The sequence below is a fragment of the Pseudomonas sp. GM25 genome (genome assembly GCF_000282255.1).
GTDB classification, from domain to species: domain Bacteria; phylum Pseudomonadota; class Gammaproteobacteria; order Pseudomonadales; family Pseudomonadaceae; genus Aquipseudomonas; species Aquipseudomonas aphyarum.
In genome coordinates this window covers 1-13,930 of sequence record NZ_AKJQ01000005.1, presented here as the reverse complement: position 1 = coordinate 13,930, position 13,930 = coordinate 1, and the positions used below count along the sequence as shown (strand labels likewise).

The 13,930-nt window shown below is 62.1% G+C and carries 15 protein-coding genes; 3 read left to right on the top strand and 12 right to left on the bottom strand.

Translation table 11 applies throughout. From position 1 onward, the window contains the following. Nucleotides 1–3: 3 nt before the first annotated feature. The 8 genes from murB to PMI24_RS01460 form a co-directional block, all read right to left on the bottom strand. Nucleotides 4–1,023, bottom strand: a complete 1,020-nt coding sequence (gene murB / locus PMI24_RS01495) for a UDP-N-acetylmuramate dehydrogenase (protein WP_007950773.1) — start codon at nt 1,021–1,023, stop codon at nt 4–6. Further along, the gene (locus tag PMI24_RS01490; RefSeq protein ID WP_007950772.1) at nt 1,020–1,484 is read right to left on the bottom strand and encodes a low molecular weight protein-tyrosine-phosphatase; all 465 of its coding nucleotides are present in this window, start codon (nt 1,482–1,484) and stop codon (nt 1,020–1,022) included. Before PMI24_RS01490 ends, murB begins: the two co-directional genes overlap by 4 nt. Beyond that, a complete protein-coding gene (gene kdsB / locus PMI24_RS01485) occupies nt 1,484–2,248 on the bottom strand; it encodes a 3-deoxy-manno-octulosonate cytidylyltransferase (RefSeq protein WP_007950771.1) in 765 nt (254 codons plus the stop codon). The genes PMI24_RS01490 and kdsB overlap by 1 nt, the downstream gene beginning before the upstream one ends. Beyond that, nucleotides 2,245–2,430 (bottom strand): Trm112 family protein, encoded by a 186-nt coding sequence (locus PMI24_RS01480; protein ID WP_003174668.1) that lies wholly within the window; start codon nt 2,428–2,430, stop codon nt 2,245–2,247. Before PMI24_RS01480 ends, kdsB begins: the two co-directional genes overlap by 4 nt. Nucleotides 2,431–2,454: 24 nt before the next feature. Continuing rightward, on the bottom strand, nt 2,455–3,465 hold the full coding sequence (lpxK, locus tag PMI24_RS01475; RefSeq protein WP_007950768.1) for a tetraacyldisaccharide 4'-kinase: 1,011 nt from the start codon (nt 3,463–3,465) through the stop codon (nt 2,455–2,457). Further along, nucleotides 3,465–3,893 (bottom strand): ExbD/TolR family protein, encoded by a 429-nt coding sequence (locus PMI24_RS01470; protein WP_007950767.1) that lies wholly within the window; start codon nt 3,891–3,893, stop codon nt 3,465–3,467. The genes lpxK and PMI24_RS01470 overlap by 1 nt, the downstream gene beginning before the upstream one ends. Then, complete coding sequence (locus PMI24_RS01465; protein ID WP_007950766.1) at nt 3,890–4,525, bottom strand: MotA/TolQ/ExbB proton channel family protein; 636 nt, start codon at nt 4,523–4,525, stop codon at nt 3,890–3,892. Before PMI24_RS01465 ends, PMI24_RS01470 begins: the two co-directional genes overlap by 4 nt. Nucleotides 4,526–4,603: 78 nt before the next feature. Next, on the bottom strand, nt 4,604–6,847 hold the full coding sequence (locus tag PMI24_RS01460) for a DNA internalization-related competence protein ComEC/Rec2 (RefSeq protein WP_007950765.1): 2,244 nt from the start codon (nt 6,845–6,847) through the stop codon (nt 4,604–4,606). A 136-nt stretch (nt 6,848–6,983) separates the two neighbouring features. On the opposite strand from PMI24_RS01460, the gene PMI24_RS01455 reads away from it, so the two are divergent. Next, entirely contained in the window at nt 6,984–7,502 is a 519-nt protein-coding gene (locus PMI24_RS01455; protein WP_007950764.1) for a DUF2062 domain-containing protein, read from the top strand. A 54-nt stretch (nt 7,503–7,556) separates the two neighbouring features. On the opposite strand, the gene PMI24_RS01450 is transcribed toward PMI24_RS01455, so the two are convergent. From PMI24_RS01450 to PMI24_RS01435, 4 genes are all read right to left on the bottom strand, one after another. After that, nucleotides 7,557–8,336: an ABC transporter permease gene (locus tag PMI24_RS01450; protein WP_007950763.1), complete on the bottom strand. Its 780-nt coding sequence runs from the start codon at nt 8,334–8,336 to the stop codon at nt 7,557–7,559. Next, a complete protein-coding gene (locus tag PMI24_RS01445) occupies nt 8,333–9,265 on the bottom strand; it encodes an ABC transporter ATP-binding protein (protein ID WP_007950762.1) in 933 nt (310 codons plus the stop codon). Before PMI24_RS01445 ends, PMI24_RS01450 begins: the two co-directional genes overlap by 4 nt. A 133-nt stretch (nt 9,266–9,398) precedes the next feature. Then, complete coding sequence (locus tag PMI24_RS01440) at nt 9,399–10,022, bottom strand: glutathione S-transferase family protein (protein WP_007950761.1); 624 nt, start codon at nt 10,020–10,022, stop codon at nt 9,399–9,401. Nucleotides 10,023–10,065: 43 nt separating this feature from the next. Continuing rightward, nucleotides 10,066–10,725, bottom strand: coding sequence for a transglutaminase-like domain-containing protein (locus PMI24_RS01435; protein ID WP_007950760.1), 660 nt, complete (start codon nt 10,723–10,725; stop codon nt 10,066–10,068). Between the two features lie 248 nt (nt 10,726–10,973). Between PMI24_RS01435 and PMI24_RS01430 the strand changes: the two genes are divergently transcribed. Together PMI24_RS01430 and PMI24_RS01425 are read left to right on the top strand one after the other, a co-directional pair. Next, a complete protein-coding gene (locus PMI24_RS01430; RefSeq protein ID WP_007950759.1) occupies nt 10,974–13,421 on the top strand; it encodes an acyl-CoA dehydrogenase in 2,448 nt (815 codons plus the stop codon). A 74-nt stretch (nt 13,422–13,495) separates the two neighbouring features. Next, on the top strand, nt 13,496–13,903 hold the full coding sequence (locus PMI24_RS01425) for a PA2817 family protein (protein ID WP_007950758.1): 408 nt from the start codon (nt 13,496–13,498) through the stop codon (nt 13,901–13,903). The last annotated feature ends 27 nt before the right edge of the window (nt 13,904–13,930 follow it).

The following is a 13,930-nucleotide window of genomic DNA, read 5'->3' as shown; positions in this document are numbered from 1 at the left end:
GCCTCAATAGCGATTGGGCTCCATTTCCAGCTCGACATTGAAACGTTCTGAAATGTCTTTCTGGATGCGCTGGGCCAGATCGAGCAATTGCAGCCCGGTTGCCGCGCCGTAGTTGACCAGCACCAGCGCCTGCAATTTATGCACGCCGGCATCGGCCTCACGGAAACCTTTCCAGCCGGCGCGCTCGATCAACCAGCCGGCCGCCAGTTTCATCTGCCCGTCCGGTTGCGCGTAGGCCACCAGATCCGGATGCTGCGCCTTGATCTGTGCGACCACGGCCGCCGGCACCAGCGGGTTCTTGAAGAAGCTGCCGGCATTGCCGAGCACCGCCGGATCCGGCAGTTTCTCGCTGCGGATGCTGCAAATGGCGCGGCTGACATCCGTCGGCGTCGGCTGCTCGATGCCCTGCTCGGTCAGGCGCTGCCGCACCGGGCCGTATTCCAGGTGCAGATGCGCGACTCGATCCAGTGCGAAGCGCACCCGCAGGATCAGCCAACGCCCCGGCTGCTGCTTGAACACGCTGTCGCGGTAGACGAAGTTGCACTCTTCCAGGCTGAAGTCGCGCAGCTCGCCGGTCTGGCGATCCAGCGCCGTCAGGCCGGCGAACACATCCTTGATCTCGACACCGTAGGCACCGATGTTCTGCATCGGCGCAGCGCCGACGGTGCCGGGGATCAGACTGAGATTCTCCAGCCCGGAAAAACCCTGCGCCAACGTGTGCTGCACGAACGGGTGCCATGGCTCCCCAGCTTCGGCTTCGATCACCACGCGGTTGCCGTCGTCGCTGATGACGCGGATGCCACGAGTGGCCATGCGCAGCACCAGCGCCGGGATGTCCGCCGTGAGCAACAGGTTGCTGCCGCCGCCAATCACCAGCAACGGCACATCGTGGGAAGTCGCGTAAGCCAGGGCTTCGCGCACATCGGCGTCACTGTGGGCTTCGGCAAACAGCTGCGCGCGAACGTCGACGCCGAAGGTATTGAAGGGTTTCAGGGAAACCTGCGGTTGCACCTGCAAACTCATAACCGCCCCTTCACTTCGATCAACAGCTGATCGCAGGCACGCTCGATCAGATCCAGCACCTGCTCGAAACCCTGATCGCCGTCGTAATACGGATCCGGCACCTCATCGACCACGCCTGCATAGCGGCGCAGGAACAGATCCAGCTCAGCCTTGCCGGTGGACGGTTGCAAGGCCTTGAGGTTGCGCAGGTTGCTGTTGTCCATGGCGAGGATCAGGTCGTAGCTGGCGAAATCGGCGCGGCTGACCTGTTGAGCGCGTTGCGCCGACAGGTCATAACCGCGCAGTTTGGCCGCAGCCTGGCTGCGCTTGTCCGGCGGATTGCCGACGTGCCAGTCGCCAGTGCCGGCGGAGGCCACTTCGACCTGATCCGCCAGCCCCGCTTCACGCAACTTGTGGCGCAACACGCCTTCGGCGGTGGGCGAACGGCAGATGTTGCCCAGGCACACGAACAGAACGCGCATCAGGCCTCCAGCAGGCAACGGACGCGCTCGAGGTCTTCGGCGGTGTCGACCCCGGTCGGCGGCGCGATCAACGCGTCAGCCACGTGAATCCGCACGCCGTGCCACAGGGCACGCAGCTGTTCGAGGGATTCGGTGTTTTCCAGCCAGCACGGACCCCAGCTCACGAAATCCTGAAGGAAGCCTGCGCGGTAGGCATAAATGCCAATGTGGCGACGATAAGGGACGCCTTCCGGCAAAACATCGCGGCTCTTGGCGAACGCATCGCGGGCCCATGGCAGGGTCGCGCGACTGAAGGTCAGCGCCAGACCGTTGAGGTCGCTGACAACCTTGACCACGTTCGGGTTGAACAGGGTTTCGACGTCCTCGATCGGCTCGGCCAGGGTGGCCATGCGCGCTTCGGTGTGGGCCGCGAGGTTGGCGGCGACCTGATCGATCACGCTCGGCGGGATCAACGGTTCGTCACCCTGCACGTTGACCACGATGGCATCCGGCTCCAGACCCAGCTTCGCGGCCACTTCGGCCAGACGGTCAGTGCCGGAGTTGTGATCTTCACGGGTCAGCACCACTTCGGCGCCGAAAGCCTTGCAGGCCTCGACGATGCGCGCATCGTCGGTGGCCACGACCACACGGCTGGCGCTGCTTTTGCTCGCCTGTTCCCAGACGTGCTGGATCATCGGCTTGCCGGCGATATCCAGCAACGGCTTGCCCGGCAGGCGGGTCGAGGCGTAACGCGACGGGATGACAACGGTGAAGGCAATGGTCATTTATCCAGACGCTCGTCGGTGGTCAGGGTGCGGGCTTCGCTTTCCAGCATGACCGGGATGCCGTCGCGGATCGGGTACGCCAGGCCGGCGCCCTTGCTGATCAGTTCGGTCTTGTCGGCGCTGAGCTTGAGCGGGCCTTTGCAGATCGGGCAGGCGAGGATGTCGAGCAATTTGGTGTCCATGAACATTCCCTGGATAAAAACAGATTAAGGCAAAAGACGATCCGGCAACAGGCGCATCAACTGCGTGTCGAACCAGGCCACGAAGGCCGGCGACGGCACCGCATCGACCGCTAGGTACCACCAGTCATCGGCGGCAAAGGCACGGCACTTCACCGCGTCCTTTTCAGTCATCACCACTGGCAATGACGGCGTGAAACTCAAGGCCTGCACGCTGTATTCGGCGTGGTCGGCAAACGCGTGGGGCACTGGCCGCCAGTCTAGCGCTTCGAGGGTATTGAAGAAACGTTGCGGGTTGCCGATTCCGGCGACCGCGTGCACGGCCTGACCGGGCGGGAAATGATCGAGCGACCGGCGTTCGCCGCTGCGCAGATTGACCAGCGCCGACGGTTTGAGGCGGAAAGCGAATCCGCCGTCGCGATCCTCGAGGGCGCCGTTGAACAGCACGCCGTCAACGCTTTGCAGACGCTCGGCCGGTTCGCGCAGGGGGCCGGCGGGCAGGCAGCGCTGGTTGCCAAGGCCACGGGCGGCGTCGATCAGCACCAGTTCCAGATCCCGCGCGAGGCGGTAATGCTGCATGCCGTCATCGGACAGGATCAGGTCCAGCGGCTCGCTGTCCAGCAGGGCTCTGACGGCGGCGCTGCGATCAGGATCGATCATCAGCGGTACGCCGGTGCGCTGCACGATCAGCAAGGGTTCGTCGCCGGCGATGTCGGCAGTCTGGTCAGCTTCGACCCGCCACGGCAGTTGCGCCGGCTTGGCGCCGTAACCACGGCTGACCACGGCGACCCGCAACCCGTGACGTCGGCAATGCTCGATCAGCCACAGGATCATCGGCGTCTTGCCGGTGCCGCCAACGGTGATATTGCCAACCACGATCACCGGCACCGGCGACTGATAGATCTCACCCTCGCCGTCGAGAAAACGCTGACGCTTGCCGGCCACGACGCGGCGGTACAGCCACTCCAGCGGCCGCAACAGCGTCAGGGCCGGATGCCCCTGATACCACGCGGCGAGCAGACGATCGGACATGGCCATCAGGATTTGGGCGCCGCCTCGACCGTGGTCATGCGCAGATGGCTGAAACCGAGCTTGCCGGCCGCGTCCATGGCGGTGATCACGGATTGGTGCTGAGTCTTGCCGTCAGCACTGATCGACAACGGCATGTTGGTGTCGCCGTTGGCTTCTTTCTGCATGGCTTCCATCAGGGTCGCCAGATCGTTTTTCGGCAGAATCTTGTTGTTCACCGAGAACACGCCTTCGGCGCTGATGGCCACGTCCAGTTGCTTGACCTGCTGATCCTCGGCCGGCGAGCCGCTGACCGCTTCCGGCAGGTCGACGCGCAGCTGGGTTTCGCGGGTGAAGGTGGTGGTCACGACGAAAAACAGCAATAGAATGAACACCACGTCGATCAGCGACGCGAGGTTGATGTCGATGGTTTCCCGGGGCTTGCGGCGGAACTTCACGCTTTTTCCCCGGCCAGATCGACGTCACGGTCGCCCTGCACCACTTCCACCAGTTTGATCGCTTCCTGTTCCATGCCCACCACCAGTTCATCGATGCGGCGTTGCAGGAAACGGTGGAAGAACACCGCCGGAATACCGACCATCAGGCCCGCAGCGGTGGTGATCAGGGCCTTGGAAATACCGCCGGCCAGCACCGAAGCGTTGGTGGTCATGCCGGAACCGGTGAAGGCGCTGAAAATGTCGATCATGCCCAGCACCGTACCCAGCAGACCGAGCAGCGGCGACATGGCAGCGATGGTGCCCAGCGCGTTGACGTAGCGTTCCAGCTCGTGGATGACCCGGGCGGCCGCTTCTTCAATGCACTCTTTCATGATCTCGCGACCATGTTTGGAGTTGGCCAGGCCCGCGGCGAGGATTTCACCCAGCGGCGAGTTGGCGCGCAGTTCCTTCAGTTTTTCCTTGTTGAGCTGCTTGTCCTTGATCCAGACCCAGACCTGACCCAGCAGATGCTCAGGGGTGACGCGACTGGCGCGCAGGGTCCACAGGCGCTCGGCGACGATCGCCATGGCGGCGATGGAACTCAGAATGATCGGCAACATCATCCAGCCGCCGGATTTGACCAATTCCCACACAGTGACAGCCCCCTCGAAAAAGTGCGCCACTTTACCATACCGGTTCGCGATAAAGACCCGTCGCCCCGACGACCGTGCTCAACGGTACTCCGCCCCCGGCAACGGCGGGTCACGCCAGAAGCGGCGTTGTTGACGCATCGACCGGGCCGGCTGAAACCGCCCCAGTTGCAGATGAATGGCGCCCTGATCGGCGCTGTCATGGATGTGTATGCCCTGTTTGCGGTAGCGGGCAATGACCGTCGGGTGCGGATGGCCGAACGAATTGCCCTGCCCTCGGGAAATCAGCACGGCCTGTGGCTGCAAAGCCTTGAGCAAGGCCATCGATGAGGAACTGCGGCTGCCATGGTGCGGGGCTTGCAGCCACTGGGTTTGAACTGCCAGCGCGCTGTTGAGCAGATCCCGCTCGGCGGCGCTGTCGATATCGCCGGTCAACAGCAACCGTTCGCCGTTGGCTTCGATCTGCAACACGCAGGAACGCTGGTTACTGTCGTGGGCGTCGGCCCATTGCCATAGATGAAAGGCAACGCCGTCCCACTGCCATTGCCGACCACTTTCACAGGCTTCGGCGTTCAGTGCTTTGGGCAGACCCGGCGGATCGCCACTGATGACCCGGCGGACCGGCAGTCCTTTCGCTACGGCGAGTGCGCCACCCGCATGATCGGCATCGGCATGGCTGAGCAGCATCAGGTCGAGGTGTTCCACGCCCAGTTTGCGCAATGCCGGCAGCACCACTCGCTCACCGAGGTCGAAGTCGCCGAAACGCGGGCCGCTGTCGTACAGCAAGGTGTGATTCCGGGTGCGGATCAGTATCGCCAGACCTTGGCCGACATCCAGTTGCCAGACATCGGCCACGCCTTCGGCCAGGCGTTCCCGGGGCGGAAATGCCAGCACCAGCAGCAACGGCCAGCCCAAAGTACGCAAGGGAACGCCTCGGGGCAGTAATAACAACAGGGCACCAAGACCTCCCAGCGCCCAGACCCACCACTCCATCGTCGTCGGCACCCACGCTGGCCAACGACCGGCAATCAGGGCCAATGCACGGAACAATCCGTCGATCAGTCCGCCGGCCAGCCACAGCAGCCCTTCCCCGACATAAGGAATCGGCAGCAGCAATGTGCCCAGCAATGCCGGTGGCAGCACCGCGAAACTGACCCACGGCACCGCCAGCAGATTGGCCAGTGGCCCGCTGAGACTGATCGGCAGACTCAACGCCACCAGCACCGGGCACAAGCCGATTGCAATCAGCCACTGCGCGCGCGTCCAGGTCTGCCACCAGCGCCACGGCCCCAGACGGCCGCCGAAGGTGAAGATCAACACGGCGACCGCGATAAAGGACAGCCACAACCCCGGACGCAGACTGGCCAGCGGATCCATCAACAACACACCATTAAAGGCCAGCAGCAACGGCCACCAGGCACCGAGATGGCGAAAGCGCAAACGCCACAACAACACCAGCGCAACCATCACGCAGGCCCGCCGAACCGGCACGTCGAATCCGGCCAGCAGGCCGTAACCCAGCGCCGCCGTGAATGCCAGGCCGCACGCCCAAGGCAGCCAGGGCCAGCGCAATGGCCAGATTCCGACCCTTGCCAGTCCGGCGACCAGCGCATACATCAACGCCGCCAACAGCCCGATGTGCTGGCCGGAAATCACCAGCAGGTGCACGGTGCCGGTGTCCTGCAAGGTCTGCCAGTCTTCGCGACTGAGTCCCGAGCCATCGCCGAGCACCAACGCGGCCAGGGCTCCGTTGCGTCCATGAGCATCCACCGCCAGCAGGCGCTGACGGATGCTGTCGCGCCAAGCCCAATGAGCCGGCGCCAGGCGCTCGCCATCCTTCACCGTCCCGTTAGCGCCGATGCGCTGCGCCAGCAGCCAGGCTTCGTAATCGAACGCATCCGGATTGAGCAGCCCGCCGGGGCGCTTGAGCTTGACCGCCAGTCGCCAGCGTTCGCCACTGCTGACCTCAGGCCCGGCGTACCAGGCAAGACGCATCAGCGACGGCAGTTTCTCGTGACGCGAGCGCGCATCGGCCAGTTCGAAGCGCACGACGCCCTCCGCATTCTGCGGCAAGCCGACGACCCGCCCTTCCACCCAGCGCGTTTCGCCATCCAGCCGGGAAGGCAGTCGATCATTCAGCGCCATCTGCGCGCTGAAACCCGCCCATGCGAATCCAAGCAGTAAAAACGCCAGTGGATAGCTGCGAAACGGCAGCAGCATCAGCGCCACCCACGGCAACACCAGCAATAACCCGACCGGCGGCAAGGCCGGCAAAAAAACCGGAGCCAGCAGACCGACCGCCAGCGCCATCATCCCTGTGCGCATAAGCCCGTCCTTGAGAGTCCCACCTTCAGGCATAGCGGTTGCGAGGCACAACCGTCGTTATCAATTGTCACAAAGTCTGAATGGGCGGTTCGTAGAATCCAGACATACTTGCCGCCTTAACCGACCGAGAAGCCTTATGCCCCGGCGCTTATTCAAACGTTACATGCCCGACCCGACGAGCATCAGGGAACACAAATCCTTACGCTTTCTCGGCACGTTGCTGCATGACCCGAACCTCTGGCACCTCAACCGACACTCGGTAGCCCGCGCCATGGCCGTTGGCCTGTTCGCCGCGTTCCTGCCGATTCCCGCGCAAATGCTGGTGGCCGCTGTCCTCGCGATCATGGTGCGCGGCAACATGCCGATTGCCGTCAGTCTGGTCTGGCTGACCAATCCGATCACCATGCCGGCGGTGTTCTTCTGCACGTATCAGGCCGGGGCCTGGCTGATGGATGTGCCCGCACGCACGCTCCCCGATGAATTGACCTGGGAATGGATCAGCGGCGAGCTCTCGACGTTGTGGCAACCGTTCCTGCTCGGTTCGGTGGTGGTCGGGCTGGCACTGGGCGCCCTCGCCTATTGTCTGGTGATGATGTACTGGCGCTGGTGGGTGGCCCGGCAATGGGCGCGGCGCAAGAAAAGACGTCAGGCGTGAATGCAAAACGGCCTCCACTGTGGGAGGCCGTTTTTCATTGCAGCATTGAAGGGATCAGGTGCGCATGCCGCGCCCGCTCACCAGCAACCGCGAACAACCGATATACAACACCACGGTCGCCACCAGCATGAAGGTGATCGCGATGCCGATACGGATATCCGACACACCGAGGATGCCGTAACGGAAGGCGTTGACCATGTGCAGCACCGGGTTGGCCAGCGACACGGTCTGCCAGAACGGCGGCAGCAAGGTGATCGAATAGAACACGCCACCGAGGTAAGTCAGCGGGGTCAGCACGAAGGTCGGGATGATCGAGATGTCATCGAAGTTACGTGCGAACACGGCGTTGATGAAGCCCAGCAGCGAGAAGATCGTCGCCGTCAGCACCACCACCAGCACCGTCACGCCGAGATGGTGTACCTGCAAATGGGTGAAGAACAGCGACAGGATCGTCACGATCACACCCACCATCAGGCCTCGCAGGACGCCACCGATCGTGTAACCGATCAGGATCGTGTGCGGCGACACTGGCGACACCATCAGTTCTTCGATGGAGCGCTGGAACTTGCTGCCGAAGAAACTCGACACCACGTTGCCATAGGAGTTGGTGATCACCGACATCATGATCAGCCCCGGCACGATGTACTCCATGTAGGTGAAACCACCCATGTCACCGATCTGCCGGCCGATCAGGTTACCGAAGATCACGAAGTACAGGACCATGGTGATCGCCGGCGGCAGCAGGGTCTGCGGCCAGATCCGGGTGAAGCGCCTGACTTCGCGGTAAACGATGGTGTTGAGGGCAACGAGGTTGGGGCGCAGCTCGGAACTCATACCGCCACCTTCGACAGATTTTTCTCCACCAGGGACACGAACAGCTCCTCGAGGCGATTGGTTTTATTGCGCAGGCTCAGCACTTCGATGTTCTGCAGGGCCAGTTGGCCGAAAAGCGCGGTGATGCCCATGGACTTGTCGACCTGGACTTCCAGGGTATGGCCGTCCAGCAGACGCGCCGGATAACCCGCCAGTTGCGGCGCAGCACTCAGGCCGTTTTTCAGATCCAGCAGGAAGGTTTCCACATGCAGCTGGCCGAGCAACTGACGCATGCTGGTGTTCTCGACAATGGTGCCGTGGTCGATGATGCCGATGTTGCGGCACAACTGCTCAGCCTCTTCCAGGTAGTGGGTGGTGAGGATGATGGTGATGCCTTTCTGGTTCAGTTCGGTGAGGAACGTCCACATTGAGCGACGCAGTTCGATGTCGACGCCGGCGGTCGGTTCATCGAGGATCAGCAGACGCGGTTCATGCACCAGCGCCCGCGCGATCATCAAGCGACGCTTCATGCCACCGGACAGCGAACGCGACGGCACATCGCGCTTGTCCCATAGGCCGAGCTGGGTCAGGTACTGCTCGGCGCGTTCCTTGGCGATCTTCGCCGGAATGCCGTAGTAACCGGCCTGGGTCACGACGATGTCGAAGGTCTTTTCGAACTGGTTGAAGTTGAATTCCTGGGGTACCACGCCGATGGAGCGCTTGAGCGCCGCCGGGTTCTTGTCCAGGTCGTGGCCAAAGATATTCACGGTGCCGCTGGTCTTGTTGACCAGGGTCGAGAGAATGCCGATGGTCGTGGATTTGCCGGCGCCGTTGGGGCCGAGCAAGGCGAAGAAGTCACCTTCGGCGACGTCCAGATCGATACCACTCAAGGCCTGGAACCCGTTGCCGTAGGTTTTGGTTAGCTGCCGGATGGACAGAGCGGAACTCATATCGGATTTACGCACCCAGTGAAGAAAAAAGGACTGATAAAAGGCCGGCGGCGAGGAAGACAACCGCAGCGCTCGAGCGCAATGGTGCTTGCCGTCGCCGCACAAGTACAGTCAAGTGTGTCGATAGTAGGTATTAAGTCAACGCGGTCATGACTGCTTTCTGATACGCCGGACGCTGCTTCAACCGCGCGTACCAGGCCTCCAGATTCGGCTGTGGCGCGCGCTCGATCGGCATCTCTAACCAGGCATAAATGAAACTGCCGAGCGGGATATCGCCCATGCCGATTTCATTGCCGGACAGATACGGCTGGTGCTTCAGCGCCTGATCGGCCATCGCCAGCAAGCCGTCACATTCTTTGATCGCCGCGTGGATTGCCGGCCAGTCCTGCTTGTCTGCCGGGGTACGCAGGACGCCCCAGAACACCGTGCGAAACGGTCCGGCAAAACTGGAAGTCGTCCAGTCCATCCACTTGTCAGCGGTGGCGCGGGTCTGCGGATCCGCCGGATACCACGAGGTATCGGCCGCATGTTTTGCCAGCAGGTAACGCACGATGGCATTCGATTCCCACAACACAAAACCGTCGTCCTGAATCACCGGCACCCGCCCGTTCGGGTTCATTGCCCGGTACTCCGGCGTGTCGACCACACCAAACGCGCCACCGGCATCGATGGCCTCGTAGGCTAGCCCGAGCTCTTCGGCAGCCCACAACGGCTTTCTGACATTCGACGAATTCTTGCGACCCCAGATCTTCAGCATGACCGCCTCTTTTCCAGTAAATGGGCAGGCAGCATACGCCGGATCAGAGGCTGCCGACATCACCGCGCATGTCACCGGACAGTGGCGTCTGCTGATCGTTGAACAGGTGCGGATAACATTTCTGCAGATGTTCGAAGAAAAAAGATTCCGGTACATCGGCGAACTGGCCGTGATCGACCAGGTACTCCATCAGCAGCGCGCCATCGCTGTTGTACGGGTGGAAAACGCTGTCGTTCACGCCATCGAATTCCAGCGGCGCAACGTTGAACATTTCGCAGAGCTTCTGGTTGAACGCGGGGGTGGCTTTCACCCAGCGATCATTGAGAAACAGCTCGGTATAACCATGCATGGCGAACACTTCGCTTCTCAGCAATTCAAGCAGACGCGGCGTCGACAGATGATTTTTCACATCCGCCAGACCGATGCGTGCGGGGATCCCGCAATGGCGCGCACAACCGGCGAGCAACGTGGCCTTGGGCACGCAATAACTCTCACCCGCCGCCAGCGCGTAGCTGCCGCGCAAGGTCTGCGGGTCGCGGCTGAAGGTGTACATGTTGTAACGCACCGCCTCGCGCACGGCGTAATAAAGACTGATCGCCTGCGCGAGCGGATCGCGGCTGGCACCACGGTGCTGCTCGGCGAACTCCACCACCGAGGGGTGGTCACTATCGATGAAGCGGCCGGGGCTCAGATACTCGTGCATGACGACATTCTCCTGATTGAGCCCCGAGTCTAGCGAGTGGTTCAGCACAGAGATAACGACGTTTCGGCCAAACATGCACGCAAAGACGCGGAAGCGGCGAACGATTTCCCACGCGTGTTGCCCACCGAACCTACAAAAGACATCCGGGGTTTCCCACGATTTCAATCACCTTGCTCTGACCGCCCCGTTTTGCAGATGCCGTCTAAGCTCTGGTGGGTCGGTTCGCCCTGGTTCACGGAGGATTAAATATGCTGTTGTTGTGGATACTGGTTCTGATCGTCGGCGTGGCGTATCTGGCCCACCGGCGCATCGCCCCGCTGCCGGCACTGGGCATCGTTGCCGCTTACCTGTTGGCGATGGGAGTTTTCAGCCACGCACCGGGCTGGTTGCTGCTGATTTTCTGGGTCGTGCTGGCCCTGGTGGCCGCCCCGCTGCTGTTGCCTGACCTGCGCCGCAAACACTTCACCGCGCCGCTGTTCAGCTGGTTCCAGAAAACCCTGCCACCGATGTCGCAGACCGAACGCGACGCGATCGATGCCGGCACGGTGTGGTGGGACGGCGAACTGTTCAGCGGCCGTCCGGACTGGGACAAGCTGCTGTCCTATCCCAAGGTGCAACTGACTGACGAGGAACAAGCGTTCATCGACGGCCCGACCGAAGAACTCTGCGCGATGGTCACCGACTGGCAGATCGGCCAGTCGATGGATCTGCCGCCCGAAGCCTGGACTCACATCAAGGAACACGGTTTCTTCGCCCTGATCATTCCCAAGGAATTCGGCGGCAAGGGCTTCTCCGCCTACGCCCACTCCCAGGTGGCGATGAAACTGGCGACCCGCAGCGGCGACCTCGCCTCCACCGTGATGGTGCCCAACTCCCTCGGCCCGGCCGAACTGCTGCTGCATTACGGCACCGACGAACAACGCAATCATTACCTGCCACGGCTGGCCCGGGGCGACGACATTCCCTGCTTTGCGCTGACCGGTCCGCTCGCTGGTTCAGACGCCGGCGCCATGCCCGACACCGGGATCATCTGCAAAGGCGAATGGGAAGGTCAGGAAACCCTCGGCCTGCGCCTGAACTGGGAAAAACGCTACATCACCCTCGGCCCGGTCGCGACCTTGCTCGGCCTGGCCTTCAAGGCCTATGACCCGGATCACCTGCTCGGCGACAAGGAAGACCTGGGCATCAGCCTGGCGCTGATCCCGACCGATACTCCCGGCGTGGAAATCGGTCGACGCCACCTGCCGCTGGGCGCTGCGTTCATGAACGGCCCCAACTCCGGCAAGGACGTGTTCATCCCGCTGGACTTCCTCATCGGCGGCCAGGACATGCTCGGCAAGGGCTGGATGATGCTGATGAACTGCCTGTCGGTCGGGCGTTCGATTTCCTTGCCGGCAGTGGGCACTGGCGCGGCCAAGTTCACCAGTCTGGTGACCGGGCAATACGCGCAGATCCGTGAACAGTTCAACGTGCCGCTGTCAGCATTCGAAGGCATTCAGGAAGCCATGGCGCGCATCGGCGGCAACGCCTGGATGATGGACGCCGCGCGGATGCTGACCGCCAACGCGGTGGATCTGGGCGAGAAACCTTCGGTGCTGTCGGCGATCCTCAAGTACCACCTCACCGAACGCGGTCGCGAGTGCATCAGCCACGCGATGGATGTGCACGGCGGCAAAGCGATCATCATGGGCCCGAACAACTACCTGGGCCGCAGCTGGAACGGTGCGCCGATCTTCATCACCGTGGAAGGCGCAAACATTCTTTCGCGCAACCTGATGATCTTCGGCCAGGGCGCGATCCGCTGCCATCCGTTCGTGCTCAAGGAAATGGCCCTCGCCGGACGCGAGGACAAGGATCAGGCGCTCAAGGAATTCGACGGCCTGCTGCTCAAGCACATCGGATTTGCCGTGAGCAACGCCGCCAGCACGCTGGTGCTGAACCTCGGTTTCGGCCATTTCGAACATGCGCCGGGAGACAAACTCAGCCAGGGTTATTTCCGTGCGCTCAACCGTCAGGCTGCCGCGTTTGCCATGCTCGCCGACCTGAGCATGATGCTGCTGGGCGGCGAACTGAAACGCCGCGAGCGTCTGTCGGCGCGTCTGGGTGATGTGCTGAGCAACCTGTATCTGGCCTCGGCGGCGCTCAAGCGTTATCACGACCTCGATTCCCCGGCGTACATGGAACCGCTGTTCCGATGGGCCATGGAAGAAAGCCTCGGCCAGTCGGAAAAAGCGCTGGATGAACTGCTGACCAACTTCCCGAACCGGGTCTTCGGCTGCCTGCTGCGAGTGATCGTGTTCCCGTTCGGTCGCCGTCATAAAGGCCCGTCGGACAGGCTCGGCGCCGAAGTGGCCGCAGTCATCGGCCGGGCCAAGGGCGATCCGGCGCTGGAAGAACTGCTTGCCGGCTGCTATCGCCCGCAATCGGCCGACGATGCGGTCGGTGCGCTGCAGCACGCCTGCGATCAGTTGAACGCTGCGCAACCGCTGCACAAGAAACTGCACACCTCGCTCAAGAGCGGTCAGGTCAAACCGGTCGCCGGCGAACACGCCATCGATGCGGCGCTGGAGGCCGGAGTGCTGCAGGCCGTGGAAGCCCAGACCCTGCGTGATGCCGAAGCGGCGCGGCGCAAGGTGATCGATGTCGATGATTTCGACAAGGAGCAACTGAAACCGGCGGACGGCAAAATCCGCTGATCCCTTCAATCAGTGAAAAACGGGCGCAGGGGCTTTATACTCCCGCGCCCGTTTTGCTCTTGAGGACTTATCTCGTGTCCAACGTCGTTGCCGATCATCTGGTTTTGCTCGACCACCTGCGCAGTATCCTGGTCGCCGTAGGTGAGGCCGATCAGGTTCCCGAAGAAAGCCATGCCCTGTTCCTGGAGCGTTTCGACGAACTGCTGGCATCCCTGCCGATCGAGCCGATCGAAAGCCAATACCTGGGCCAGGACATCCTGACTCAAGTGATTACCCGTTACCCGCAAATTGCCCACCTGATCCCGCGGGATCTGCTGTGGTTCTTCGCCGGCGACTGCCTGCACTACCTGTCCGACGAAGAAATCGACATGTATCAGGCGCTGGAAGAACGCCGCTACGAAGCCGAACAGAACGACGAACCGTTCGACTGGAACCAGGAAAAACAGCTGCTGGCGATGTCCGCCCAAGACAGCAAGCACTGATTTTCACTGTCTAGTCCTGAAATAGGT

Bases quoted from the DNA above. Each gene is read 5' to 3' on its own strand.
- murB (WP_007950773.1), bottom strand. From the start codon at position 1,023: ATGAGTTTGCAGGTGCAACCGCAGGTTTCCCTGAAACCCTTCAATACC.
- PMI24_RS01490 (WP_007950772.1), bottom strand. From the start codon at position 1,484: ATGCGCGTTCTGTTCGTGTGCCTGGGCAACATCTGCCGTTCGCCCACC.
- kdsB (WP_007950771.1), bottom strand. From the start codon at position 2,248: ATGACCATTGCCTTCACCGTTGTCATCCCGTCGCGTTACGCCTCGACC.
- PMI24_RS01480 (WP_003174668.1), bottom strand. From the start codon at position 2,430: ATGGACACCAAATTGCTCGACATCCTCGCCTGCCCGATCTGCAAAGGC.
- lpxK (WP_007950768.1), bottom strand. From the start codon at position 3,465: ATGGCCATGTCCGATCGTCTGCTCGCCGCGTGGTATCAGGGGCATCCG.
- PMI24_RS01460 (WP_007950765.1), bottom strand. From the start codon at position 6,847: ATGCGCACAGGGATGATGGCGCTGGCGGTCGGTCTGCTGGCTCCGGTT.
- PMI24_RS01455 (WP_007950764.1), top strand. From the start codon at position 6,984: ATGCCCCGGCGCTTATTCAAACGTTACATGCCCGACCCGACGAGCATC.
- PMI24_RS01450 (WP_007950763.1), bottom strand. From the start codon at position 8,336: ATGAGTTCCGAGCTGCGCCCCAACCTCGTTGCCCTCAACACCATCGTT.
- PMI24_RS01445 (WP_007950762.1), bottom strand. From the start codon at position 9,265: ATGAGTTCCGCTCTGTCCATCCGGCAGCTAACCAAAACCTACGGCAAC.
- PMI24_RS01440 (WP_007950761.1), bottom strand. From the start codon at position 10,022: ATGCTGAAGATCTGGGGTCGCAAGAATTCGTCGAATGTCAGAAAGCCG.
- PMI24_RS01435 (WP_007950760.1), bottom strand. From the start codon at position 10,725: ATGCACGAGTATCTGAGCCCCGGCCGCTTCATCGATAGTGACCACCCC.
- PMI24_RS01430 (WP_007950759.1), top strand. From the start codon at position 10,974: ATGCTGTTGTTGTGGATACTGGTTCTGATCGTCGGCGTGGCGTATCTG.